We start from the raw sequence: 24,935 nt of genomic DNA on the forward strand, positions 1-24,935 counted from the left end.
ACGTACGCAAAGCACCCCGCATGTCTGGCGTGCACCCGCTGCGGCGGGCCACGCTGGACCGGGGTACCCGGGGGGAGTGCGATGCGCGGGAGCAGATCCGTGGGGGCGGTGGGGGCGTTGCTGGCGCTGCTGGCCGCCTTGCTGACGGGGTGCCAGAGTCCGTCGGGAGCGGCGGCGGAGGACGGCCGGCTCGGAGAAGGCGAGAGCGCGAGCACGAGCGACAGCAGGGACGGGAGCGGGAACGGCGCGGTGTTCCTCGGCGTCGACGAGTGCAGTTCCTTCGGGACGACGAGCTTCACCGAGGTGCCCTGCGCCGGCGAGCGGGCGGCCGCGCGGGTCGTGGCCCGCCATGACGGCAAGGTGGGCGACGGTCCGCCGTGTCCCGGCACCACGGACTTCGTCCTGCACATCAGCGCACAGAGCCGGACCTCCGACGAGGACGGCGACGGCGCCGTCCCCCAGGGCTACGCCTGTATGCGGAACCTGACCCCGCCCCACCCCGGCGACCCCGGCGGCGGAGGCGGCCCCCGCACGATCGTCGGTGACTGCGTCTACGGCTCCGGCGACGGCCGGGTCCGCGAGACGCCGTGCGACGGCACGGGCGAGCAGCAGCCGCAGTACGAGGTGACCAAGGCCGTGGACAGGCGAGCGCAGTGCCCGCGGTCGACGGCCCTGTACGTCCGGCTGGGAGGCGAGAAGGCGGTGGGGTGCGCGCGGCGGGTGTGAGCGCCGTCCGCCGCACCGGTCAGCACAGGATCCACCCCTTGCTCACCGACCCCCGCCCCACCTTGCCCTTCACCCACACGCACCGGTGCCCGGCGTGCACCGTGACCGGGCCCGCCCGGTAGCTGTACAGGCCCTCGTCGGTGACCGGGTTGGCCCGGTACGCCTGCACGCTGACCCTCATCTTCTGCTGGCGGCCCGGGTTCTTGGGGACCGTGACGGCACAGACGTAGCCGCGCTTCTTGTAGACGTAGAGCGTGCCGGTGGAGAACGGGTACGTCTTGACCTTGCGCCCTTCGCAACGCGAGGGGGCGGCCTGCGCCTGGGTCGGGGCCGCGACCGCGAGCAGTCCGGCCGCGGTCAGCAACGCCAGACCGACCGCCAGTCGCCGACGTATCGCACCTCTGTCCACTGTTGTCCTCCCCGTACACCGGCAATGAGCGTACTGGTGTACGGACGCACGGCGTATGCCGGATGGTTGCACGGCCGTCACGAGGACACCTCTATCGGGACGCGGCGACCGGCTCCTCCGGCTCGGACCGGCCGAGGAAGGTCCGCCACAGTTCGGCGTAGCGACCGCCGCGCGCCAGCAGTTCGTCGTGCGTGCCGTCCTCGGCGACCCGCCCGTGATCCATGACGACCACCCGGTCCGCCCGCGCGGCCGTGGTGAGGCGGTGGGCCACGACGAGGGTGGTACGGCGGCCCGCGAGGCGGTCCGTCGCCTGGTTGACCTGGGCCTCCGTGGCCAGGTCCAGTGCGGCCGTCGCCTCGTCGAGGAGCAGGATGTCGGGGTCGACCAGCTCGGCGCGGGCCAGCGCGATCAGCTGGCGCTGCCCGGCGGAGAGGTTGCGGCCGCGCTCGGCGACCTCGTGGAGGTAGCCGCCGTCGAGGGTCGCGATCATCTCGTGGGCGCCGACCGCGCGCGCCGCGGCCTCGACCTCGGCGTCCGTCGCGTCGGGGCGGCCGTAGGCGATGGCGTCGCGGACGGTGCCCTGGAAGAGGTACGCCTCCTGCGGGACGACGCCGAGCCGGTGGCGGTACGACGTGAGGTCCAGGGAGCGCAGATCCGTGCCGTCGGCCGTGACCCGGCCGCCCGTCGGGTCGTAGAAGCGGGCCACCAGCTTGACCAGCGTCGACTTGCCCGCGCCGGTCTCGCCGACGAAGGCGACCGTCTGGCCGGCGGGGATGCGCAGGTCGATGCCGCTGAGAGCCTCCTCGTCACCGCCGTACGCGAAGTGCACGTCCTCGAAGGCGACCTCCCCTCGCAGGGACCGCACCTCCTGCGGCTCCTCGGCCGCCCGCGTCGACGTCGGCTCCCTCAGCAGTTCTTGGATGCGGCCGAGCGAGACCGTGGCCTGCTGGTAGCCGTCGAAGACCTGGGAGAGCTGCTGGACCGGGGCGAAGAACAGGTCGATGTAGAGCAGGTACGCCACCAGCGCGCCGGTCGTCAGCGTCGCGGCCTCGATCCGGGCGCCGCCCGCGATCAGCACCGCCGCCGCGGCGGCCGACGAGAGGAACTGCACGAAGGGGAAGTAGATGGAGATCAGCCACTGTCCCCGGATCCGGGCCCTGCGGTAGCTGTCGCTGCGCTCGGCGAACCGCGCGCCGCCGTCCCGCTCGCGCCGGAAGGCCTGCACGATGCGCAGCCCGGACACCGACTCCTGGAGGTCGGCGTTCACCACGGACACGCGTTCACGGGCGAGTTCGTACGCCTTCACGCTGGCCCGGCGGAAGAAGTACGTCGCGATGATCAGCGGCGGCAGGGTCGCGAAGACGACGAGCGCGAGCTGGAGGTCGATCACCAGCAGGGCGACCATGATGCCGAAGAAGGTGACGACCGAGACGAAGGCGGTGACCAGGCCCGTCTGGAGGAAGGTCGACAGCGCGTCGACGTCGGTGGTCATCCGCGTCATGATCCGGCCGGTCAACTCCCGCTCGTAGTAGTCGAGTCCGAGCCGCTGGAGCTGGGCGAAGATCTTCAGGCGCAGGGAGTACAGGACGCGTTCGCCGGTGCGCCCGGTCATCCGGGTCTCGCCGATCTGGGCCGCCCACTGGACGGTCACGGCGAGGAGGGCGAGCAGGGACGCCGCCCAGACCGCGCCGAGGGACGCCGCCGTGACGCCCTCGTCGATGCCGTGCCGGATCATGACGGGCAGGAGCAGGCCCATCCCGGCGTCCACGGCGACGAGGCCGAGGCTGATCAGCAGGGGGAGCCCGAAACCGCGCAGCAGCCGCTTGAGGCCGTACGACTCCTCCGGCCGGACCGCGCGCGCCTCGTCGACGTCGGGGGCGTCGGTCGCCGGGGGCAACGCCTCGACCTGGGCGAGGAGTTCGGGGGTGGCCGGGGACTCCGAGAGGGCCAGGTCCTTGCGCTCGCGGTCCCCGGTCCACAGCCTCGGCGTCACCCCGCGCTCGGCGTCGAACTCGGCGTCCAGCTCGTCACGTACGGAAGTGTCCTCCTGGGGGCAGGCGGGCTGGGCGTGGCCGGGCGAGACGCCGCCGAGTTCGTCGGGGTCGGTGAGGAGGCGGCGGTAGAGGGCGGAGCGTTCCTGGAGTTCCTCGTGGGTGCCGATGTCGGCGAGGCGGCCGGCGTCCAGGACGGCGATGCGGTCCGCGAGGTTCAGGGTGGAGCGGCGGTGGGCGATGAGGAGGGTCGTGCGGCCCTCCATGACGTGCTTCAGCGCCTCGTGGATCTCGTGCTCGACGCGCGCGTCCACCGCCGATGTCGCGTCGTCGAGGACGAGGAGGCGGGGGTCGGTGAGGATCGCGCGGGCGAGCGCGACGCGCTGCCGCTGGCCGCCGGAGAGGGTGAGGCCGTGCTCGCCGACCTTGGTGTCGTAGCCGTCGGGCAGCTCGGCGATGAAGCGGTCCGCCTGCGCGGCGCGTGCGGCGGCCTCGATCTCCTCGTCGGTCGCGTCGGGACGGCCGTAGGCGATGTTGTTGCGCACGGTGTCCGAGAAGAGGAAGGAGTCCTCGGGCACCAGCCCGATCGCGGCCCGCAGCGAGTCGAGGGTCAGCTCGCGGACGTCGTGGCCGCCGACGAGGACGGCGCCGCGCGTGACGTCGTAGAAGCGCGGGAGGAGCAGGGAGATCGTGGACTTGCCGGAGCCCGAGGAGCCGACGACCGCGAGGGTCTCGCCGGGGCGGATCTCGAAGCTGAGCCCGTCGAGCACCGGGCTGGTGGTGCCGGAGGCGCCGTCGTAGCCGAAGGACACGTCGTCGAACTCGACGGTCGCGGGGGCGTCGGCCGGGAGCGTCTTGGTGCCGTCCTCGATGGACGGCTCGGTGTCGATCAGCTCCAGGACGCGCTCGGTGCCCGCCCGGGCCTGCTGCCCGACGGTGAGGACCATGGCGAGCATGCGGACCGGCCCGACCAGCTGGGCGAGGTAGGTGGAGAAGGCGACGAACGTGCCCAGGGTGATGTGCCCGCGCACCGCCAGCCAGCCGCCGAGCGCGAGCATGGCGACCTGGCCGAGCGCCGGGACGGCCTGGAGCGCCGGGGTGTACCTGGAGTTGAACCGGATGGTCCGCAGCCGCCCCGCGAAAAGCCGCCGGCTGACTTCCCTGAGCTTCCCGGTCTCCTGCTCCTCCTGCCCGAACCCCTTCACCACGCGTACGCCGCTGACGGCACCGTCGACGACGCCCGCGACGGCCGCCGCCTGGGCCTGGGCGTACCAGGTGGCGGGGTGCAGCCTGGTCCGGCTGTGCTTGGCGATCCACCACAGCGCGGGGGCGACCGCGAGGGCGACCAGCGTGAGCGGCAGCGACAGCCACGCCATGACGACCAGGGAGATCAGGAAGAGGAGGAGGTTCCCGATGGTCATCGGGAGCATGAACAGCAGGCTCTGGATGAGCTGGAGGTCGCTGGTGGCCCGGCCGACGACCTGTCCCGTGGACAGCTCGTCCTGGCGCCGCCCGTCGAGCCGGGTGATCGTCCCGAACATCTCGGTCCGCAGATCGTGCTGGACGTCGAGGGCGAGGCGGCCGCCGTAGTAGCGGCGGATGTAGGTGAGGACGTAGACGGCGAGGGCCGCGGCGATCAGCAGGCCCGCCCAGACGGCCATGGACCGGCTGTGGTCGCCGATCACATCGTCGATGATCACCTTGGTGATCAGCGGGACGAGCGCCATGACGGCCATGCCGGCCAGGGAGGAGCCGAGGGCGAGGATCACGTCCTTCGGATGGCGCCACGCGTATCCGGCCAGTCTTCGCGCCCATCCCGGCTGCGCTGCCACGTCGGTGCCCTCCGTCAGACCTGCTCCACCTGATCTACCGGAAGGCACCAACGCGTACCGAAGCGGATTTCATCCCTCCGCAACGGTCGGTGCACGGTCGGCGACGGTCAGACGCGCACCCGCAGGTGGTAGAACCGCGTGGTCTGCACCGCGTTCTGGTTGTCGTCACTGACCAGCAGCACCCGCAGGCGATCGCTCGTCCGTCCCGTGATCGCCATGCCCTCGATGTTGTCGAGCAGCGGGTTCGGCTGGGGCTGCCCGGCGGTCGCTCCCAGGGACGGGCAGTTCACGAGGTCGGCGAGGAGCGTCTTGCCGACCAGACGTACGCCGCCTTGGCCCGTGAGGTTCTCGATGCCGCTCGTGTCCGTCGCGCGGCGCGGGTCGGCCAGGTAGAGGCGGACGGTGTTGCCGACGCCGGCGGTGAAGCCGCGCTCCAGGACGAGGAGGCGGCCGTCGGGGGTCGCCTGGATCTCGGGGACGCCGAGCCCGGTGTCGGTGCGGTAGGCGTACTGCGGGCCGAGCTCGAAGTGGCCGCCCTTCGTCTTCCGCCAGGTCTGGAGGCGGACGAGGCCGGCGCTGTCGCCGGAGAGGGCGTACTCCATCGACGCCAGCAGGGTGCGTCCGCCGGGGAGCAGGGTCAGCCCCTCGAAGGTGCCGTTGGAGACGGCACGGCCCGCCGGGGCGACCTTGAGCGCGTCCGGCACCGGCAGGCGGTCGAGGATCCTGCCGTCACGGGAGTAGCGGCGTACGGAGGGCTCGGTCTCGGAGGAGATCAGCCGGGTGCCGTCCCGGTCGACGACCACACCCTCGGAGTCGAGGGCGGCGCCGCTCTCGTCGGCGAGCGGCACGACCCCCTCGGGCGTGAGCGTCCTGCCGTCCAGGCGGAAGAGGGAGGAGCGGTCGGAGACGGCCACGAGCGAGCCGTCCCGGTCCGCGGCGAGCGCGGAGAAGTTGCCGACGAAGGTGCCCTCGTACGTCGTCTTGTCGAGCGCGTCGGAGAAGCGGTCGATGGAGACGGAGGGGGAACAGGCGTGGTGACCGCCCCGCGCGTCGGGGTGGGCGTTCGCGGGGCCGGCGGCGGTCAGGCAGGTGGCTGCCGCCAGGCCCGCGGTGGCGGTCGCTAGTACGGTTCTCAGGCGCATGGGGGTCACCGTAGGTCGGGTGGGTGACGTGGGGTGGGCCGCCGCGTGAAGGGTCAGCTCGCCGCCAGGTCCTTGTGGATGACCTTGGCGACGCCCTGAATGGTGGCGATGCCGTAGTTCATGGTGCTGTTGCCGTGCGTGAGCACCGTGATCACGTAGTCGTGCCCGCCGCCCTTGAACGCGCCGACGCTGTGCACCCGCCAGCCGTGCGTGGACCGTTGCAGCCAGCCGTTCTTGACGGCCACGGTGACCCCGGACGGCACTCCGTACGGCGTGCCCCAGCGCTGCGAGGAGACGACCTGGCCCATCAGCTTCAGGATGTAGGCGCGGGAGTTGTCGCTGAGCACCGCGTTCCTGGCCGTGACGAGCTTGAGCAGCTTCTGCTCGTCGGTGACGGTGATCTGGGTCAGGCCCCAGTAGCCGTTCGCGCCGGGCTTGGTCTGGGTCATGCCGGCGGCGGCCAGGAAGCCCTTGATCTTCGTCATGCCGAGCTGCTTCCAGAGCGTGCTGGTGGCGGCGTTGTCCGACTTGGTGATCATGGCTTTGGCCAGGGACACCTCACGGTCGGTCAGGTACCGGTCGTGCTTCTTCGCGTCCCACAGCAGCGTGGCCAGCACGGTCACCTTGACGATACTGGCGGAGTCGTAGGCGCTGGACGCCCTGAGCGCGCAGGTGGTGTTGGTGGAACGGTCGTACAGTCCGACCGCGACGGTGCCCTTGCGGTTGGCCAGCGCGGCCGTGATGTCCCTCTTCAACTTGTCGGCGAGGCCCGCCTTGGCGGACGTGCAGCTGACGGTGGGCGCGGCGGCCGCCACGGCGGGGGTGGCGGCGGCGATGGACGGTATGAGGATCCCCGCGCCCACACCGACCGCCACCAGCGCTCTCGCCCGCCTGGCGGCGCCTGTTGAGTTCCCGCCCGTCGAGTTCCCGCTCGTTGAGTTCCCGCTCGTTGAGTTCTCGCTCGTTGTCCCGTGAGTCATGTCCTGTTGACCAACGAGCTCACGTGAAAGGTTGTACGCACGATGACCACGGCCGGCGTATCGGCCGTCCTGTCCTTGCTCCAAAAGGCGCAGGCAGACGTCCGGATCGGCGGCGGCCGGCCCGGACTCGTGTGGAAAAGCGGGTATTTGCCGGTCCCGGTCACCCGATGGACACGCGAAGTCCATTTACACCGCCACATGTCCATGTCACGCTCCCGAGTGCCGCCTCCATTCAACCCGCGTAGATGGGACACCCCACATGCTGGCGACACGCATACGCCGCCGCTGGAAGTCAGTGGCGCTGACGACGGCCGCCGTCCTGGTCGGCCTCACCACCCCGGCGCTGACGGCGACCCCGGCCGCGGCGACCACGACGGCGTACGACGACACGTACTACGCCGACGCGATCGGCAAGACCGGCACGGCCCTGAAGGACTCGCTGCACACGATCATCAGCGACCAGACGGCGATCTCGTACTCCGCCGTCTGGAACGCCCTGAAGGTCACCGACCAGGACCCGAACAACAGCAACAACGTGAAGTTGCTGTACAGCGGTATCTCCCGCAGCAAGTCGCTGAACGGCGGCAGCACCGGCAACTGGAACCGCGAGCACGTGTGGGCGCAGTCCCACGGCGACTTCGGCACCTCCGCGGGCCCCGGCACCGACCTGCACCATCTGCGCCCCGAGGACGTCCAGGTCAACTCCATCCGCGGCAACAAGGACTTCGACAACGGCGGCAGCGGCTTCACCAACTCCGGCGGCAGCCTGACCGACTCCAACTCCTTCGAGCCCCGCGACGCCGTCAAGGGCGACGTGGCCCGCATGATCCTGTACATGGCCGTCCGCTACGAGGGCACGGACAGCTGGCCCGACCTGGAGCCCAACGACGCCGTCACCAACGGCAGCGTCCCGTACCACGGCCGCCTGTCGGTCCTGAAGCAGTGGAACGACGAGGACCCGCCGGACGCCTTCGAGGAGCGCCGCAACGAGGTCATCCACGACAACTACCAGGGCAACCGCAACCCGTTCATCGACCACCCGGAGTGGGTCGAGGCGATCTGGTAAGCGAGCGGTCCCCGTCGGGCCGCCGATGCCGCGCCAGGGGCTTCGGCGGCCCCTGGCGCGCTCGCCAACCACCTGTGCAGCGGAGTGACCTGCGCCGATCCGGCGCCGTTGACCCGGCTATGAAAAAGATCAGCGCGCTCGCCGCGCTCACCATGGCAGCCTTCGTACTCGCCGGTCCGGCCCACGCCGACGAACACGACCACGACCGCGAGCGGGGCCGCATCACCATCGCCGGTTACCGGGACTTCTCCACCGCCTCCCTGTGCAGGCAGGCACTCGCGCTCGTCCCGGTAGCCGCACCGTGGACCGGTCCCGCCCTGGACGACGCCTGTTACAACCGCGACCACATCGACGACACGCGCGGCTAGACCGCCGAGGCGTCACCCCGTCAGATGCGTGGGCGCGAACATCCGCAGCACCGCCGGGAGTACCACCACCGAGGGCCCCGGCGCGGACAGCGCCTTCGCCAGGTCGGACTCCAGCGTCTCCGGGGTCGCACGGACCCCGGGGACGCCGAAGGACGCGGCCAGCGCCACGAAGTCCGGCCGCGTCAGCTCCGTCGCCGTCGCCTTCCCGAACGCGTCCGTCATGTACTCGCGCAGGATGCCGTAGCCGCCATCGTCGACGATCAGCCAGGTGACGTTCAGGTCGTACTGGCGGGCCGTCGCCAGTTCGGCGATCGAGTACAGGGCGCCGCCGTCGCCGGAGACCGCGAGGACCGGGCAGGTCGGATCCGCGACCGCCGCGCCCAGCGCCGCCGGGAAGGCGTAGCCCAGGCCGCCGGCGCCCTGGGCGGAGTGCATGTGGTTGGGGCCCTTGGCGTCGAAGGCCGACCAGGCCCAGTAGGCCAGGATGGTCATGTCCCAGAAGGACGGGGAGTCGGCGGGGAGGGCACGGCGCACGGACGCCAGCACCTCCTGCTCCAGGGTGAGTTCCTGGGCGGCGATGCGGTCGGCGACCTTCGCGAGCAGCTCCCGCACCCGGTCCGCCGCTGACGCGTCCTCACGTGCCGACACCGTCTCCAGCAGCGCCTGCAACGCCAGTCGGGCGTCCGCGTGGATGCCGAGCGCCGGGTGGTTGGACTCCAGCTTGCCGAGGTCGGCCTCGATCTGGATGACCCGGCCGCGCGGCTTGAACGTGTGGTAGTTCGAGGAGAGTTCACCGAGGCCCGAGCCGACGACCAGGAGTACGTCGGCGTCCTCCAGGAAGTCCGTGGTGTGCCGGTCCTCCAGCCAGGACTGGAGGGACAGGGGGTGCGTCCACGGGAACGCGCCCTTGCCGCCGGGGGTCGTGACGACCGGCGCCCGGAGCCGCTCCGCCAACTGCCTCAGCTTGCCCGAGGCGTCCGCCCGGACCACTCCCCCGCCCGCGATGATCGCCGGACGGGTCGCCTTCGACAGCAGGTCGGCGGCCACCGCGGTCAGTTCGGGGCGCGGCGGCAGCTCCTCGGGAAAGGCGTCACCGCCCGTCACCACCGGGATCGCCGTCGGCGCGAGCAGCACGTCCTGCGGGATCTCCACCCACACCGGGCCGTGCGGGGCGGTCAGCGCCGACTTCCAGGCCGCCTCGATCGCGGAGGGGATCTGGGACTGGGTGCGGACCGTGTGGACGGACTTCACCACGCCCCGGAAGGAGGCCGCCTGGTCGGGGAGTTCGTGCAGATACCCGTGCCTGCCGCCCCCCAGTCCGGCTGTCGGGACCTGGCTGCTGATCGCCAGGACGGGGGCGGAGGCCGCGGCCGCCTCCTGGAGCGCGGCCAGGGAGGTCAGCGCGCCCGGTCCCGTCGACAGCAGCAGCGGCGCCGCCTCGCCCGTGATCCGGCCGTACGCGTCCGCCGCGAAGGCGGCGTTGTTCTCCACCCGCAGCCCGATGTACCGCAGGTCGGACCGCCGCAGCGCGTCGAACACGCCCAGCGCGTGCTGGCCGGGCAGGCCGAACACCGTCGTCGCGCCGAGCCCGGCCAGCGTCTCCACGACCAGGTCTCCACCGTTGCGGCCGGCCGGAGGGTTCAGGGCGGCGGCGATCTGCGCCTCGGTCGGGCGGAGCACCAGGTCGTGGTCGTGGGTCACTTGCCCTCGTTCTCCTTACGGGCCTCGGCGATCTGGCGGGACATGATCGTGGTCAGTTCGTAGGCCGTGTGGGACGCGGCCACCGACGTGATCTCCGCGTGATCGTACGCGGGCGCCACCTCGACGACGTCCGCGGAGACCAGGTGGCAGGACGCCAGCCCGCGCAGGATCTCCAGCAGCTCGCGGGAGGTCATGCCGCCCGCCTCGGGGGTGCCGGTACCGGGGGCGTGCGCCGGGTCGAGGCAGTCGATGTCGATGGAGATGTACAGCGGGCGGTCGCCGATGCGCTGGCGGAGCTGGTCGGCGACCTCGTCGGCGCCGCGTCGGTAGACGTCCGCCGAGGTGACGATGCCGAAGCCCATCTTCTCGTCGTCGGTGAGGTCCTGCTTGCCGTACAGCGGGCCGCGCGTACCGACGTGGGACAGGGCGGAGGTGTCGAGGATGCCCTCCTCGACCGCGCGCCGGAAGGGCGTGCCGTGGGTGTACTCGGCGCCGAAGTAGGTGTCCCAGGTGTCGAGGTGGGCGTCGAAGTGGAGCAGGGCGACCGGGCCGTGCTTCTTGGCGACCGAGCGCAGCAGCGGCAGGGCGATGGTGTGGTCGCCGCCCAGGGTCATCAGGCGGGCGCCGGTGCCGAGCAGCTCGTCGGCGGCGGCCTCGACCGTCTCGACGGCCTCGTTGATGTCGAACGGGTTCACGGCGATGTCACCGCCGTCGGCGACCTGCGCGAGGGCGAAGGGGGAGGCGTCCTGCGCCGGGTTGTACGGGCGCAGCAGCCGGGACGCCTCGCGGATCGCGTTGCCGCCGAAGCGGGCGCCCGGCCGGTACGAGACCCCCGAGTCGAACGGCACACCGACCACGGCGACGTCGGCGCGGCCGACCTCGTCGAGGCGGGGCAGCCGGGCGAAGGTGGCGGGGCCGGCGTACCGCGGGATGCGGGAGGAGTCGACGGGGCCGCGGGGCGTCTCGTTGCCGGTCATGGTGGTGCCTTCTTTCCTGCGCGTCATCGGGTGTGTGTGCGGTTCCTCAGCCGATGGCTCCGGTGGTCCGGAACTGACCCTAGATGGCTCGGCAGGTGCCCCGGGAGTGTACGTTTCATCCATCGGAGAGCGCCCGACTATAGGAAACGTCCATGCCGGAACCCACTGTTCCCCCCACCCCACCGGTCCCGCTCTCGGCCCTCCTGGCCCGCGAGGACCTGGGCCTGCGCCAGATCGCCGGACCGACGGACGCGGACACGGTGATCCACTGGGCGCACACCTCGGAGATGGCCGATCCGTACCCGTATCTGCTGGGCGGCGAGCTGCTGCTGACGGCCGGGGTGCACATCCCCGAGGCGGCGGGTTCCGGGACCTACTTCGACGACTACGTGTCGAGGATCGTGGCGGCGGGCGGTGCGGCGCTCGGTTTTGGCCTCGCCCCCGTCCACGACACGGTGCCGCACGCCCTGGTCGCGGCCTGCGAGGCGTACGAGCTGCCTTTGCTGGAGGTCCCGCCCCGGACGACCTTCTCGGGCGTCGCCCGCGCGGTCTGGCAACTGATGGCCCGGGCCCGCCTCGCCGAACTCCGCCGCGTGACGGAGGCCCAGCAGAGCCTGGCGGCGGCCGCCGCACGCCCCGATCCCGTCCACGCGGTCCTGCGGCAACTGGCCCAGCGGGTCGGCGGCCGGGCGGTGCTCTACGGACCGGAGGGGGCGGTGATCGGGGAGGCGGGGCGAGGCCCCGCGGGCGAGGTACGGGGGGCGCTGCGCGAGCTGGCGGAGGTGGTACGGCCGGGGCGTGTGGATCTGAGAAGCGGCGACTCGGCGAGGGAGGGGGAGGCAGCGGCGGCGGATGGGGCGGCTGCGGGTGGAGCGGCGGCAGATGGGGCGGCTGCGGGTGGAGCGGCGGCTGGTGCCGCGAAGACCGAGACGACGACAGCCGGGACAGCGACGACTGGAGCGGCATCCACTGGATCGGCGTCCGCTGGGGGGACGACCGGGGCGGCGTCCGCCGCCGCGGCGACGACTGGGCCGGCGAAAGCCGCGACAGGCCGTCCGACGGAGGCCGACCGCTCCCGCCCGACCATCGGCCCGGCTCCCGCCGTCTCCACCGCCACCGACCACCCCCACCGTGCCACCACCCACCCGACCGCCACCGCCGGACCCAGGCCCGCCCCCGCGTCCGCCACCGACACCACCCCCTCCGGCATCCACCTCGCCGCCTACGCCCTCGGCGCTCGCCAGGGCTTCGTGCTCGGGGTCGCCATCCCGCGTCGTGAGCCCGGTGACCACACGATCGCCTCCGTCGCCGCCGTGCTCCTGTCCCTCCTCACCGGCGAGCAGCAGAGCGGCTCCGGTGCGGCCCGGTCCTCGGCGCTCGTGCGGCTGTTGCTGGGGGCCGAGCCGGAGACGGTGGCCCCGCTCCTCGGCGGCGACCGCCGGCTCGTGGTCCACGCCCGCCCCGACGCCCGGCCCTGCGATCCGGTGGCGGCCGCGGCGCTGGGCGCGACCCTGGGCTCCCCGCTGGTCGACCTCGCGCCGGACGTCGTACGCGTCCTCGTCCCGGCGGACCGTGAACCGGCCCCGCAGTCCGGCTGGACCCTGGGCGTCAGCGCCCCCGCGGAGCCCCGGGACTGGCCGGCGGCCGACACCCAGGCGGCCCGGGCGCTGTCCCGGGCGAGGGCCACCCGCACCCCCCTGGTCCGGCACGGCAGCCACCGCCCGGCCCTGACGGACCTGCTCTCCCCGGGCGAGGCGGAGACCCACGCCCGCACCCTCCTCGCGCCGCTCACGGCCCCGCTCACCGAGACCCTGCGCACCTGGCTCTCCCTGCACGGCAGTTGGGACCGCACGGCGGTGGCCCTGTCCGTCCACCGCAACACCGTCCGCCAGCGGATCGCCCGGTGCGCGGCGCTGCTGGACACCGACCTGGACGACCCGGACGTACGCATGGAGCTGTGGTTCGCGCTGCGGCACGGCGAACGCCGGCCCGTACAGTGACCCGCGTCGCACGCGCGCCGGACCCGGACGTTCCCGCAGTTGTCTGCCTCACAATGGGAACCATGCCGATACCCGGGACACCCAGCCGCGCCGAGCTCGTCGACCACCTCGTCAGAACCCGTATCGCGGGCGATGTCGCGACGCCCCGCGAGAACAACCTCTCCCACTACCGCCAGTTGGCGAACGGCAACCGCCACTACTGGCTCGGCCTGGAGCTCGGCGACCGCTGGACCGACGAGCAGGACGTGCTCGCGGTGATGGCGGAGCGTGTCGGCGTGAACGACGACGCGGAGCACCGCCACGGTCAGGACACCATCGACCCCGAGTTGACCGTGGCCGCGCTGGAGCGGATGGCGGCCCGCCTGCGCAAGGCGGCGGACGGCGGGCAGCGCGTCCTGTTCGCCACCGGCCACCCGGGCGGCCTGCTGGACGTCCACCGCGCCACCGCCGCCGCCCTGCGCACGGCGGGCTGCGAGATCGTCGTGATCCCGGAGGGCCTCCAGACGGAGGAGGGCTACGTCATGCAGTTCGCCGACGTGGCGGTCCTCGAACACGGCGCCACCCTGTGGCACACCCACTCCGGCGACCCGATGAAGGCCATCCTGACGGGACTCGAGCGCGAGGGGCGTGCGCTGCCGGACCTGGTGGTCGCCGACCACGGCTGGGCGGGCTACGCCGGACAGCACGGCGTCGACTCGGTCGGCTACGCGGACTGCAACGACCCGGCGCTGTTCCTCGCGGAGGCGGAGGGGACGGTGCAGGTGGTGGTGCCGCTGGACGACCATGTGGTGAGCCCCCGGTACTACAACCCGATGACGGCGTACCTGCTCGCGGAGGCGGGGCTGTCCTAGGTGGAGTGTGGCCTTCCTCATCGCGCCTTTAGTCAAGCGTTCGTAAAGTAAGCGCATGATCATCGCTGCTGTGTCCGACGCACCCGTCGGCGGAGTCGCCGGCTGGGCCGCCGACCTCATGGAAAAGCTGGGCGGCCCGGGGGCCGGACTGGCCATCGCCCTGGAGAACCTGTTCCCGCCGCTGCCGAGCGAGGTGATCCTGCCGCTGGCGGGGTTCACCGCGAGCCAGGGCCGGATGGACGTCGTCGCCGCCGTCGCCTGGACGACGGCGGGTTCGGTGGTGGGCGCGCTGGCCCTCTACCTGCTGGGGGCGGTCTTCGGCCGCGAACGGCTGATGGCGGTGGCGGCCCGGCTGCCGCTGGTGAAGGTCGCGGACGTGGAGCGGACGGAGGCGTGGTTCCTCCGGCACGGCACCAAGGCGGTCTTCTTCGGCCGCTTCGTGCCCATCTTCCGCAGCCTGATATCGATCCCGGCCGGCGTCGAACGCATGCGGCTGCCGGTGTTCCTCACCCTGACCGCGGTGGGCAGTCTCATCTGGAACACCGCCTTCATCTCCGCCGGCTACGCCCTCGGAGCGCGCTGGCACGAGGTCACCGACCTGGTGGGGCTGTACTCCAAGGTCATCCTGGGACTCGTGGCCCTGGTCGTCGTCGGGTTCCTGGCCCTGCGGGTGTTCCGGTCGGGCAGCGGCCGACGCCGCGGCGGCAACCGGCCGACCGAGCGGCCGACGGTCACCGCGGAAAGCGGGGGGCAGTCGGGCGGACGGTGAGCCGTCGACGCCGGGCCGGGACGGGTGGTCGAACGGCCAGCCGTCACCGCGGCCCCCGACAGCGATCCGACGAACGACGTGCCACCCCCGCCGCCCCCGGACAGCGATCCGACCGACGACGAGCCGTCACCGCGGGACCCGGACCACGCCCTCCTGGATCACCGACACCGCGAGCCGCCCGTCCTGCGTGTAGATCCGGGCCTGCCCGAGCCCACGCCCGCCGTGCGCCGACGGCGACTCCTGGTCGTACAGCAGCCACTCGTCCGCCCGGAACGGCCGGTGGAACCACATCGCGTGGTCCAGCGAGGCGCCGACCACGTCGCCGACGGCCCAGCCGCCCCGGCCGTGCGCCAGCAGGACCGAGTCGAGGAGGGTCATGTCGGAGACGTACGTGGCGAGCACCACGTGCAGCAGGGGGTCGTCGGCGAGCTTGCCGTTGGTGCGGAACCAGACCTGGGAGTGCGGTTCGCGGGGCTCGCCGAACCTGCCGTACGGCGGCTCGTCGACATAGCGCAGGTCGACCGCCTGACGTGCCTCCAGGAACCTCTCGACGACCGCCGGGTCAAGGTGGCCGTACCCGCGCAGACGCTCCTCGGAGGTGGGGAGCGTCGCCGGGTCGGGCGCCGGCGGCATCGGAATCTGGTGGTCCAGCCCCTCCTCGTACGTCTGGAAGGACGCCGACAGGGCGAAGATCGGCTTGCCGTGCTGGACCGCGACGACGCGGCGCGTGGTGAAGGAGCGGCCGTCGCGCATGCGGTCGACGTTGTAGACGATCGGCGCGCCCGGGTCCCCCATGCGCAGGAAGTAGGCGTGGAGGGAGTGGGCGTGCCGGTCCTCGGGGACCGTGCGCCCGGCGGCGACGAGCGCCTGGGCCGCGACCTGGCCGCCGAAGACCCGCGGGACGACGGCGGACCGGGACTGGCCGCGGAAGATGTTCTCCTCGATCTGCTCCAGGTCGAGCAGATCGAGGAGATCCTCTAGTGCCTGGTTCATGGCACCTTTTCTGTGGGCCGGTGACGTGGTGCGGTGGCCGGTGCGGTTGGCCGGTGACGCGGAGCCTTACAGACCCATGTCCTTCGCGATGATCGTCTTCATGATCTCGCTGGTGCCGCCGTAGATGCGGTTGACGCGGTTGTCGGCGTACAGGCGGGCGATCGGGTACTCGTTCATGAAGCCGTAGCCACCGTGCAGCTGGAGGCAGCGGTCGATCACGCGGTGCGCGACCTCGGTGCAGAACAGCTTGGCGGAGGCCGCCTCGGCCGGGGTCAGCTCACCGGCGTCCAGGGCCTCCAGCGCGCGGTCGGCGACGGCCTCCGCCGCGTCGACCTCGGCCTGGCAGGCGGCCAGCTCGAACTTGGTGTTCTGGAAGTGGGCGACCGGCTTGCCGAAGACGGTGCGCTCCTGGACGTACTGCTTGGCGAACCGCACGGCGGCCTTGGCCTGGGCGTAGGCACCGAAGGCGATGCCCCAGCGCTCGGAGGCCAGGTTGTGGCCGAGGTAGGAGAAGCCCTTGTTCTCCTCGCCGAGCAGGTCCTCGACAGGGACCTTGACGTCGACGAACGCCAGCTCGGCGGTGTCGGAGGTCTTCAGGCCGAGCTTGTCGAGCTTGCGGCCGACGGAGTAGCCCTCGGACTTGGTGTCCACGGCGAACAGGGAGATGCCGTGGCGGCGGTCCTCGGCCGTCGGGGCGGAGGTACGGGCGCAGACGATCACGCGGTCGGCGTGCACGCCGCCGGTGATGAAGGTCTTGGCGCCGTTGAGGACGTAGTGCGTGCCGTCCTCGGAGAGCTTGGCGGTGGTCTTCATGCCCGCGAGGTCGGAGCCGGTGCCCGGCTCGGTCATCGCCAGCGCCCACATCTCCTCACCGGAGACGAACTTCGGCAGGAACCGCTTCTTCTGCTCGTCGGTGGCGAGCATCTTGATGTACGGCAGACCGAGCAGCACGTGCACGCCGGAGCCGCCGAACTGCACACCCGCGCGGGCGGTCTCCTCGTACATGATCGCTTCGAACTTGTACGAGTCGATGCCGGCGCCGCCGTACTCCTCGTCGACGCGGATGCCGAAGACGCCGAGCTCGGCGAGCTTGTAGTAGAAGTCGCGGGGCGCCTGGCCGGCCGCGAACCACTCGTCGTAGACCGGGACCACCTCGGCCTCGATGAAGGCCCGGATGGTCTCCCGGAACGCCTCGTGATCCTCGTTGAACACCGTACGGCGCACGCCGTCCACCTCCACCGGTACATGTCTAAGCGCTTGCTCACTCAACCGTACCGGCGGGTAGCGAGCGGCGTCCAGGGTGGAACGGCCGTAACGCTCGTCACTCTCCTGGTCTGCCGTAGCGGCGAAACTCGGATGTCGCGATGGTCCACGGGCCGAACGGCACCGCGTCGCCGTAGATGTAGGCGTCCTTGCGCGTGTAGCGCCCTTTACACGGGTCGGAATGCACTTCGATGGTGCCGGTCAGCCCCCCGCCGCCCCGAACGCCCCCCGAGCCATCCGGTGCAGCAACTCCGCCGTGACCCCCCGCCCCGGCAGCGACCCCGGGCGCCCCAGGTGGGGCGTGGAGTTCAGCAGGCCGAACACCGAGTGCACCGCCGAGCGGGCCGTCGGCTCCGTCAGGTCCGGGTACACCTCGCGCACCACCTCCACCCACAGCTCGACGTACTGCCGCTGGAGCTGCCGCACGAGCTTGCGGTCGCTGTCGCGCAGGCGGTCCAGCTCGCGGTCGTGCAGGGTGATCAGAGGCCGGTCGTCGAGGGCGAAGTCGATGTGGCCCTCGATGAGGGAGTCGAGTACCGCCTCGGGCGGCACCCCGTCGGCCTCCGCGAGACGCCGCTTCGCGCCCGTCAGCAGCTGGCCGCTGATGCCGACGAGCAGCTCGGCGAGCATGGCGTCCTTGCCGGCGAAATGCCGGTAGAGGCCGGGCCCGCTGATGCCCACGGCGGCGCCTATCTCGTCGACACCGACGCCGTGGAAACCGCGCTCGGCGAACAGCCGCGCGGCCTCCTTGAGGATCTGTTCGCGGCGGGTCGGGGCATCGGTTCTGGTGGCCATGGAAGCAATTCTAGACAGGGAGGTTAGCGGTCGTTAACCTGATGGAAATGGTTAACGCTCATTAACGGTCGATCACTGGGTGAGGGGACCGCAGGATGCACGAGGCACCGGAGCTTGCGAGCGCGGCCGATCCCGCGTCTCAGGCCTGGCGGGCCAACGAGGAGGCCCATCGGGCACTGGTGGAGGAGCTGCGCGGCAAGCTCGCCGCCGCCCGGCTGGGAGGCGGCGAGAAGGCGCGCGCCCGGCACACCGCGCGCGGGAAGCTGCTGCCCAGGGACCGGGTCGACACCCTCCTCGACCCCGGTTCACCCTTCCTGGAGCTCGCTCCCCTCGCCGCCGACGGCATGTACGACGGCCAGGCCCCGGCCGCCGGCGTCATCGCCGGGATCGGACGCGTCAGCGGGCGCGAGTGCGTGATCGTCGCCAACGACGCCACGGTCAAGGGCGGCACGTACTACCCGATGACCGTGAAGAAGCACCTGCGCGCGCAGGAGGTGGCTCTGGAGAACCGGCTGCCGTGTCTGTACCTGGTCGACTCCGGGGGCGCCTTCCTGCCGATGCAGGACGAGGTGTTCCCCGACCGCGAGCACTTCGGGCGGATCTTCTACAACCAGGCCCGCATGTCGGGCGCCGGGATCCCGCAGATCGCCGCCGTGCTCGGGTCCTGCACCGCGGGCGGCGCGTACGTCCCCGCCATGAGCGACGAGGCCGTCATCGTCCGCGGCCAGGGCACGATCTTCCTCGGCGGCCCCCCGCTCGTGAAGGCCGCCACCGGAGAGGTCGTCACCGCGGAGGAGCTGGGCGGCGGTGAGGTCCACTCCCGGGTGTCCGGCGTGACCGACCATCTCGCCGAGGACGACGCGCACGCGCTGCAGATCGTGCGGAACATCGTCGCCACCCTCCCCGCGCGCGCAGCCCTTCCCTGGGAGGTCACGCCCGCCGCGGAACCGAAGGTCGACCCCTACGGCCTGTACGGCGCCGTCCCCGTCGACTCCCGCACCCCCTACGACGTCCGCGAGATCATCGCGCGCGTGGTCGACGGCTCCCGTTTCGCGGAGTTCAAGTCCGAGTTCGGCCAGACCCTGGTCACCGGCTTCGCCCGGATCCACGGCCACCCGGTCGGCATCGTCGCCAACAACGGCATCCTGTTCTCCGAGTCCGCCCAGAAGGGCGCCCACTTCATCGAGCTGTGCGACCAGCGCGGGATCCCGCTGGTCTTCCTGCAGAACATCTCCGGGTTCATGGTCGGCAAGGACTACGAGGCCGGTGGCATCGCCAAGCACGGCGCCAAGATGGTCACCGCGGTGGCCTGCACGCGCGTGCCGAAGCTGACGGTCGTGGTCGGCGGGTCGTACGGCGCGGGGAACTACTCCATGTGCGGGCGGGCGTACTCGCCCCGCTTCCTGTGGATGTGGCCGGGCGCCAAGATCTCCGTCATGGGCGGCGAGCAGGCCGCCTCCGTCCTCGCGACCGTCAAGCGGGACCAGTTGGAGGCGCGCGGCGAGTCCTGGCCGGCCGAGGAGGAGGACGCCTTCAAGGCACCGATCCGGGAGCAGTACGAGCGCCAGGGCAACGCCTACTACGCCACGGCCCGGCTCTGGGACGACGGGGTCATCGACCCCTTGGAGACCCGTCAGGTGCTGGGCCTCGCCCTGACCGCCTGTGCCAACGCGCCCCTGGGTGAGCCCCAGTTCGGCGTCTTCCGGATGTGAGGGGGACGGAACCCATGTTCGACACAGTGCTGGTGGCCAACCGCGGCGAGATCGCCGTACGGGTCGTCCGTACGCTCCGCTCGCTGGGCATCCGCTCGGTGGCCGTCTTCTCCGACGCGGACGCCGACGCACGGCATGTGCGGGAGGCCGACACGGCGGTACGGATCGGTCCGGCGCCGGCCGCCGAGAGCTATCTGTCCGTGGAGCGGTTGCTGGAGGCGGCGGCGCGGACCGGGGCGCAGGCGGTGCACCCCGGCTACGGCTTCCTCGCGGAGAACGCCGACTTCGCGCGCGCGTGCGCCGACGCCGGGCTCGTCTTCATCGGACCGCCCGCCGACGCGATCTCCCTGATGGGCGACAAGATCCGCGCCAAGGAGACGGTGAAGGCGGCCGGGGTGCCGGTCGTGCCCGGGTCCAGCGGCAGCGGACTGACGGACGCCGAACTGGCGGACGCGGCGCGGCAGATCGGCATGCCCGTGCTGCTGAAGCCCTCCGCCGGCGGTGGCGGCAAGGGTATGCGGCTGGTGCGGGAGCCGGAGAAGCTGACGGACGAGATCGCCGCCGCCCGCCGGGAGGCCCGTGCCTCCTTCGGCGACGACACCCTCCTCGTCGAGCGGTGGATCGACCGCCCCCGGCACATCGAGATCCAGGTCCTGGCCGACGGCCACGGCCATGTCGTCCACCTCGGCGAGCGCGAGTGCTCCCTCCAGCGCCGCCACCAGAAGATCATCGAGGAGGCGCCGTCCGTCCTGCTGGACGAGAGCACGCGCGCGTCGATGGGCGAGGCCGCGGTCCAGGCGGCACGGTCCTGCGGCTACCGGGGCGCGGGCACGGTCGAGTTCATCGTCCCCGGCGGCGACCCGTCGTCGTACTACTTCATGGAGATGAACACCCGCCTCCAGGTGGAGCACCCGGTCACCGAGCTGATCACCGGCCTCGACCTGGTGGAGTGGCAGGTGCGCGTCGCGGCGGGCGAGCGGCTGCCCTTCGCCCAGTCCGACATCACGCTCACCGGCCACGCGATCGAGGCGCGCGTGTGTGCCGAGGACCCGGCGCGCGGGTTCCTGCCGTCCGGGGGCACGGTACTGCGGCTGCGCGAACCCCAGGGCGACGGCATCCGCACCGACTCCGGGCTCAGCCCGGGCACGGAGGTCGGCAGCCTGTACGACCCGATGCTGTCCAAGGTGATCGCGTACGGTCCGGACCGGGAGACGGCGATCCGCAAGCTCCGGGCTGCGCTCGCGGAGACGGTCACGCTGGGCGTGCAGACGAACGCGGGGTTCCTGCGGCGGCTGCTCGCCCATCCGGCGGTCGTGGCGGGCGAGCTGGACACGGGCCTGGTGGAGCGCGAGGCGTCCGGCCTGGTCTCCGCGGACGTGCCCGACGAGGTCTACGAGGCGGCGGCGGCCGTACGGCTGGAGGCGCTGCGGCCGAGGGGCGACGGCTGGACGGACCCGTTCTCGGTGCCCAGCGGTTGGCGGCTGGGCGGCGTCGCGAAGCCGGTCGTCTTCCCGTTGCGGGTGCAGGAGCCGGTCGCGTACGTCCCGCGCGGCACGCACACCGTCACCCCGGACCAGGTGTCCGTCCTGCTGGACGGCGTCCGCCACACCTTCCACCGGGCCGGCGACTGGCTCGGCCGCGACGGCGATGCGTGGCACGTACGCGACCACGACCCGGTGGCCGCGTCCCTGACCGGCGCCGCGCGCGCGGGCGCCGACTCGCTGACCGCGCCCATGCCCGGCACGGTGACGGTCGTGAAGGTGGCGGTCGGTGACGAGGTGACCGCGGGTCAGAGCCTTTTGGTGGTGGAGGCGATGAAGATGGAGCACGTCATCTCCGCGCCGCACGCCGGGACGGTCGCCGAACTGGACGTGTCGCCGGGCGCCACGGTCGCCATGGACCAGGTGCTCGCGGTCATCGAGCCGGTGGAGGAGGAGCGATGACGCTGCCGATGACGGTGCCGGCACCGAACCTGCCCACCCGCGTGCGGATCCACGAGGTCGGCGCGCGCGACGGCCTGCAGAACGAGAAGTCGACCGTGCCGACCGGGATCAAGGCGGAGTTCGTCCGTCGGCTCGCCGACGCGGGGCTGACGACCATCGAGGCCACCAGCTTCGTCCACCCCAAGTGGGTGCCCCAACTCGCCGACGCCGAGCAGCTGTTCCCGCTCGTCAGCGGCCTGGAGGGCGTGCATCTGCCCGTGCTGGTCCCCAATGCCCGCGGCCTGGACCGTGCCCTGGCGCTCGGCGCCCGGCGGGTCGCCGTCTTCGCCAGCGCCACCGAGTCCTTCGCCAAGGCCAACCTCAACCGCACGCTGGACGAGTCGCTGGCGGTGTTCGAGCCGGTCGTGGCCCGGGCCAAGGACGAGGGCCTGCACGTCCGCGGCTATGTCTCCATGTGCTTCGGCGACCCCTGGGAGGGCGCGGTCCCGCTCCGGCAGGTGGTCCGGGTGTGCGGGGCGCTGCGGGACATGGGCTGCGACGAGCTCAGCCTCGGCGACACGATCGGGGTCGCCACGCCCGGCCATGTGCGGGAACTCCTCTCCGCGCTCAACGGGGAGGGCGTGCCGACGGACGTCGTCGGCGTCCACTTCCACGACACCTACGGCCAGGCCCTCGCCAACACCTACGCCGCCCTGGAACACGGCGTCACGACGATCGACGCCTCCGCCGGCGGCCTGGGCGGCTGCCCCTACGCCAGGTCCGCCACCGGCAACCTCGCCACCGAAGACCTCGTGTGGATGCTGCGGGGCCTCGGCATCGACACCGGAGTCGACCTCGACCGCCTCGTCGCCACGAGCGCGTGGATGGCCGAACAACTGGGCCGACCCAGCCCGTCCCGCACCGTCCGAGCCCTCTCCCACAAGGAGCACTGAACAGCCATGGACCACCGTCTCTCCCCCGAACTGGAGGAACTCCGCCGCACGGTGGAGGAGTTCGCACACGACGTCGTGGCGCCCAAGATCGGCGACTTCTACGAGCGTCACGAGTTCCCGTACGAGATCGTGCGGGAGATGGGCCGCATGGGCCTGTTCGGCCTGCCGTTCCCGGAGGAGTACGGCGGCATGGGCGGCGACTACCTGGCGCTGGGCGTGGCGCTGGAGGAGCTGGCCCGGGTGGACTCCTCGGTCGCCATCACCCTGGAGGCGGGCGTCTCGCTCGGCGCGATGCCGATCCATCTGTTCGGCACCGACGAGCAGAAGCGGCAGTGGCTGGCACGCCTGTGCTCCGGCGAGATGCTCGGCGCCTTCGGCCTCACCGAACCGGACGGCGGCTCGGACGCGGGCGCGACCCGTACCACGGCCCGGCTCGACGCGGAGACGAACGAGTGGGTGATCAACGGCACCAAGTGCTTCATCACCAACTCCGGCACGGACATCACCGGCCTGGTCACGGTCACCGCCGTCACCGGCCGGGCGCCCGACGGCAAGCCGCGGATCTCCGCGATCATCGTCCCGTCCGGCACGCCGGGCTTCACGGTCGCCGCCCCCTACTCCAAGGTCGGCTGGAACGCCTCCGACACCCGCGAGCTGTCCTTCTCCGACGTCCGGGTACCGGCGGGCAACCTCCTGGGCGAGGAGGGCCGCGGCTACGCCCAGTTCCTGCGCATCCTGGACGAGGGCCGCATCGCCATCGCGGCGCTGGCGACGGGCCTCGCGCAGGGCTGCGTCGACGAGTCGGTGAAGTACGCCAAGGAACGCCACGCCTTCGGCCGCCCGATCGGCGCCAACCAGGCGATCCAGTTCAAGCTCGCCGACATGGAGATGAGGGCCCACACGGCCCGCCTGGCCTGGCGCGACGCCGCGTCGCGCCTCGTGGCCGGGGAGCCCTTCAAGAAGGAGGCGGCCCTCGCGAAGCTGTACTCGTCGACGGTGGCGGTGGACAACGCCCGGGACGCCACCCAGATCCACGGCGGCTACGGCTTCATGAACGAGTACCCCGTCGCCCGGATGTGGCGGGACTCCAAGATCCTGGAGATCGGCGAGGGCACGAGCGAGGTGCAGCGCATGCTGATCGCCCGGGAGCTGGGGCTGGCGGGCTGAGCCCCGCCGTCGGCCTGCGCCTGGCCGGGCGCGGGCGCGGGCGGCGGCACGTCGAGCACCAGGGGGCAAGGGGCACGGCTGGACATCAACGGCTGGCCAATGCAAGGGAGTTGAGACCGACTACCCGTACGATCCCAACATACGGGCACCCAAGGCTTTCGATTGCAAGCACCCGCCACTGGACATCAGCTGAGGTTAGGCTAACCTACCTTCGAATTGTCCGCGGGTGATCCGCCCTGTTCGAAAGCAGCGTACCCATGCCCAACGCCACCCACCTCACCCGCCGCGGCGTCCTCGCCGCGGGCGGCGCCGTCGGTCTCGGGGCCGTGCTCGCAGCCTGCGGGGACGGCGACGCGAAAGACGGTGGTTCGAACGAGGCCACGACCGCTGCCAAGTCCGGCCCCTGGACGTTCAAGGACGACCGGGGCACCACCGTGAAGCTGGACAAGGTGCCCACGAGGATCGTCGCCTTCGTCGGCGTCGCGGCCGCCCTGTACGACTACGGCATCGACGTCAAGGGCGTCTTCGGCCCCACCAAGACGCAGAGCGGCAAGGCCGACGTGCAGGCCGGCGACATGGACATCAGCAAGCTGACGGTCTTCGGCAACGTCTGGGACCAGTTCAACGTCGAGAAGTACGCGGCGTTCGCCCCCGAGGTCCTCATCTCCACGACCTACGACGCCGCCGGCACCCTCTGGTACGTCCCCGAGGCCTCCAAGGACAAGATCGCCAAGCTCGCCCCGAGCGTCGCCGTCTCCGCCTACGACCGCCAGCTCACCCAGCCGCTGGAGCGGATGTGGGAGCTGGCCGAGTCCCTCGGCGCGGACATGAAGGCCGACAGGGTCGTCCAGTCGAAGAAGGACTTCGAGGCGGCCGCGGAGCGGCTGCGCAAGGCCGCGAAGGCCCGCCCCGAGATCAAGGTGATGGCCGGTTCCGCGAGCCAGGACCTCTTCTACGTCTCCGGCACCAACCTCTCCGTCGACCTGGAGTACTTCAAGGCCCTCGGCGTGAACTTCGTCGAGCCCTCCGAGAAGGCCAAGGAAGCCACCGGCGGCTGGTTCGAGTCGCTGAGCTGGGAGAACGTCGACAAGTACCCGGCCGACATCATCATGATGGACGACCGCTCCTCGACCATCCAGCCGGCCGACATCACCGAGGCCACCTGGAAGAAGCTGCCCGCGGTCAAGGCCGGGCAGATCATCGCGCGCTCACCCGAGCCGATCCTGTCGTACGACAAGTGCACGCCCCTGCTGACCAGCCTCGCGGAAGCGATCGAGAAGGCCAAGAAGGTCGCCTGATCAGCGCCCCCGAGGCCGGC

The 24,935-nt window shown here is 71.7% G+C and carries 20 protein-coding genes and 1 pseudogene; 11 read left to right on the forward strand and 10 right to left on the reverse strand.

Translation table 11 applies throughout. The features are described from left to right. The first annotated feature begins 81 nt into the window (after positions 1–81). On the forward strand, positions 82–726 hold the full coding sequence (locus tag ABZ078_RS08035; RefSeq protein WP_356572772.1) for a hypothetical protein: 645 nt from the start codon (positions 82–84) through the stop codon (positions 724–726). A gap of 19 nt (positions 727–745) precedes the next feature. On the opposite strand, the gene ABZ078_RS08040 is transcribed toward ABZ078_RS08035, so the two are convergent. The 4 genes from ABZ078_RS08040 to ABZ078_RS08055 all read right to left on the reverse strand — a co-directional run bounded on the left by ABZ078_RS08040 (position 746) and on the right by ABZ078_RS08055 (position 6,978). Beyond that, positions 746–1,135 carry a hypothetical protein gene (locus ABZ078_RS08040; RefSeq protein ID WP_356572774.1) on the reverse strand — a complete coding sequence of 130 codons (390 nt, stop codon included), beginning with the start codon at positions 1,133–1,135 and terminating at the stop codon, positions 746–748. 91 nt (positions 1,136–1,226) lie between these two features. Further along, positions 1,227–4,958, reverse strand: coding sequence for an ABC transporter ATP-binding protein (locus ABZ078_RS08045; protein WP_356572776.1), 3,732 nt, complete (start codon positions 4,956–4,958; stop codon positions 1,227–1,229). A gap of 107 nt (positions 4,959–5,065) precedes the next feature. Continuing rightward, a complete protein-coding gene (locus ABZ078_RS08050) occupies positions 5,066–6,100 on the reverse strand; it encodes an esterase-like activity of phytase family protein (RefSeq protein ID WP_356572778.1) in 1,035 nt (344 codons plus the stop codon). A gap of 53 nt (positions 6,101–6,153) precedes the next feature. Then, positions 6,154–6,978 (reverse strand): serine hydrolase, encoded by an 825-nt coding sequence (locus ABZ078_RS08055; RefSeq protein ID WP_356572853.1) that lies wholly within the window; start codon positions 6,976–6,978, stop codon positions 6,154–6,156. Positions 6,979–7,339: 361 nt separating this feature from the next. Between ABZ078_RS08055 and ABZ078_RS08060 the strand changes: the two genes are divergently transcribed. Both ABZ078_RS08060 and ABZ078_RS08065 read left to right on the forward strand, forming a co-directional pair. Beyond that, positions 7,340–8,146 (forward strand): endonuclease, encoded by an 807-nt coding sequence (locus ABZ078_RS08060; RefSeq protein ID WP_356572780.1) that lies wholly within the window; start codon positions 7,340–7,342, stop codon positions 8,144–8,146. 119 nt (positions 8,147–8,265) lie between these two features. After that, the gene (locus ABZ078_RS08065; RefSeq protein ID WP_356572781.1) at positions 8,266–8,514 is read left to right on the forward strand and encodes a hypothetical protein; all 249 of its coding nucleotides are present in this window, start codon (positions 8,266–8,268) and stop codon (positions 8,512–8,514) included. 12 nt (positions 8,515–8,526) lie between these two features. Here ABZ078_RS08065 and ABZ078_RS08070 read toward each other — a convergent pair whose 3' ends face one another. After that, positions 8,527–10,215, reverse strand: a complete 1,689-nt coding sequence (locus ABZ078_RS08070; protein ID WP_356572783.1) for a thiamine pyrophosphate-binding protein — start codon at positions 10,213–10,215, stop codon at positions 8,527–8,529. Beyond that, positions 10,212–11,192 carry an agmatinase gene (speB, locus tag ABZ078_RS08075; protein WP_356572785.1) on the reverse strand — a complete coding sequence of 327 codons (981 nt, stop codon included), beginning with the start codon at positions 11,190–11,192 and terminating at the stop codon, positions 10,212–10,214. The genes ABZ078_RS08070 and speB overlap by 4 nt, the downstream gene beginning before the upstream one ends. Before the next feature lie 152 nt (positions 11,193–11,344). Here speB and ABZ078_RS08080 point away from each other — a divergent pair, with 152 nt between their 5' ends. The 3 genes from ABZ078_RS08080 (at position 11,345) to ABZ078_RS08090 (ending at position 14,812) form a co-directional block, all read left to right on the forward strand. After that, entirely contained in the window at positions 11,345–13,192 is a 1,848-nt protein-coding gene (locus ABZ078_RS08080) for a PucR family transcriptional regulator ligand-binding domain-containing protein (protein WP_356572787.1), read from the forward strand. 62 nt (positions 13,193–13,254) lie between these two features. Then, the gene (locus ABZ078_RS08085; protein ID WP_356572789.1) at positions 13,255–14,043 is read left to right on the forward strand and encodes a phosphatase; all 789 of its coding nucleotides are present in this window, start codon (positions 13,255–13,257) and stop codon (positions 14,041–14,043) included. Positions 14,044–14,161: 118 nt separating this feature from the next. Then, positions 14,162–14,812 (forward strand): DedA family protein, encoded by a 651-nt coding sequence (locus ABZ078_RS08090; RefSeq protein ID WP_356572855.1) that lies wholly within the window; start codon positions 14,162–14,164, stop codon positions 14,810–14,812. 126 nt (positions 14,813–14,938) lie between these two features. Here the strand turns inward: ABZ078_RS08090 and tesB are convergent, their stop codons facing one another. The 4 genes and pseudogenes from tesB to ABZ078_RS08110 form a co-directional block, all read right to left on the reverse strand. Next, the gene (gene tesB, locus ABZ078_RS08095; RefSeq protein WP_356572791.1) at positions 14,939–15,805 is read right to left on the reverse strand and encodes an acyl-CoA thioesterase II; all 867 of its coding nucleotides are present in this window, start codon (positions 15,803–15,805) and stop codon (positions 14,939–14,941) included. Positions 15,806–15,871: 66 nt separating this feature from the next. Then, positions 15,872–17,029 carry an acyl-CoA dehydrogenase family protein gene (locus ABZ078_RS08100; protein WP_356572793.1) on the reverse strand — a complete coding sequence of 386 codons (1,158 nt, stop codon included), beginning with the start codon at positions 17,027–17,029 and terminating at the stop codon, positions 15,872–15,874. A 97-nt stretch (positions 17,030–17,126) separates the two neighbouring features. Beyond that, a pseudogene (locus tag ABZ078_RS08105) lies at positions 17,127–17,270 on the reverse strand (Uma2 family endonuclease); the annotation flags it as partial. Next, positions 17,270–17,863: a TetR/AcrR family transcriptional regulator gene (locus ABZ078_RS08110; RefSeq protein ID WP_356572795.1), complete on the reverse strand. Its 594-nt coding sequence runs from the start codon at positions 17,861–17,863 to the stop codon at positions 17,270–17,272. The gene ABZ078_RS08110 and the pseudogene ABZ078_RS08105, both read right to left, overlap by 1 nt. 95 nt (positions 17,864–17,958) lie before the next feature. On the opposite strand from ABZ078_RS08110, the gene ABZ078_RS08115 reads away from it, so the two are divergent. From ABZ078_RS08115 to ABZ078_RS08135, 5 genes are all read left to right on the forward strand, one after another. Next, complete coding sequence (locus ABZ078_RS08115) at positions 17,959–19,575, forward strand: carboxyl transferase domain-containing protein (RefSeq protein WP_356572797.1); 1,617 nt, start codon at positions 17,959–17,961, stop codon at positions 19,573–19,575. Positions 19,576–19,589: 14 nt separating this feature from the next. After that, positions 19,590–21,518, forward strand: coding sequence for an acetyl/propionyl/methylcrotonyl-CoA carboxylase subunit alpha (locus ABZ078_RS08120; RefSeq protein ID WP_356572799.1), 1,929 nt, complete (start codon positions 19,590–19,592; stop codon positions 21,516–21,518). After that, the gene (locus ABZ078_RS08125; RefSeq protein ID WP_356572801.1) at positions 21,515–22,450 is read left to right on the forward strand and encodes a hydroxymethylglutaryl-CoA lyase; all 936 of its coding nucleotides are present in this window, start codon (positions 21,515–21,517) and stop codon (positions 22,448–22,450) included. The genes ABZ078_RS08120 and ABZ078_RS08125 overlap by 4 nt, the downstream gene beginning before the upstream one ends. 6 nt (positions 22,451–22,456) lie before the next feature. Further along, positions 22,457–23,617, forward strand: a complete 1,161-nt coding sequence (locus tag ABZ078_RS08130) for an acyl-CoA dehydrogenase family protein (protein ID WP_356572803.1) — start codon at positions 22,457–22,459, stop codon at positions 23,615–23,617. 257 nt (positions 23,618–23,874) lie between these two features. Then, positions 23,875–24,915, forward strand: a complete 1,041-nt coding sequence (locus ABZ078_RS08135) for an ABC transporter substrate-binding protein (RefSeq protein ID WP_356572805.1) — start codon at positions 23,875–23,877, stop codon at positions 24,913–24,915. Positions 24,916–24,935: the final 20 nt, after the last annotated feature.

This window comes from Streptomyces sp. NPDC006385, from assembly GCF_040612485.1.
Lineage (GTDB): Bacteria > Actinomycetota > Actinomycetes > Streptomycetales > Streptomycetaceae > Streptomyces.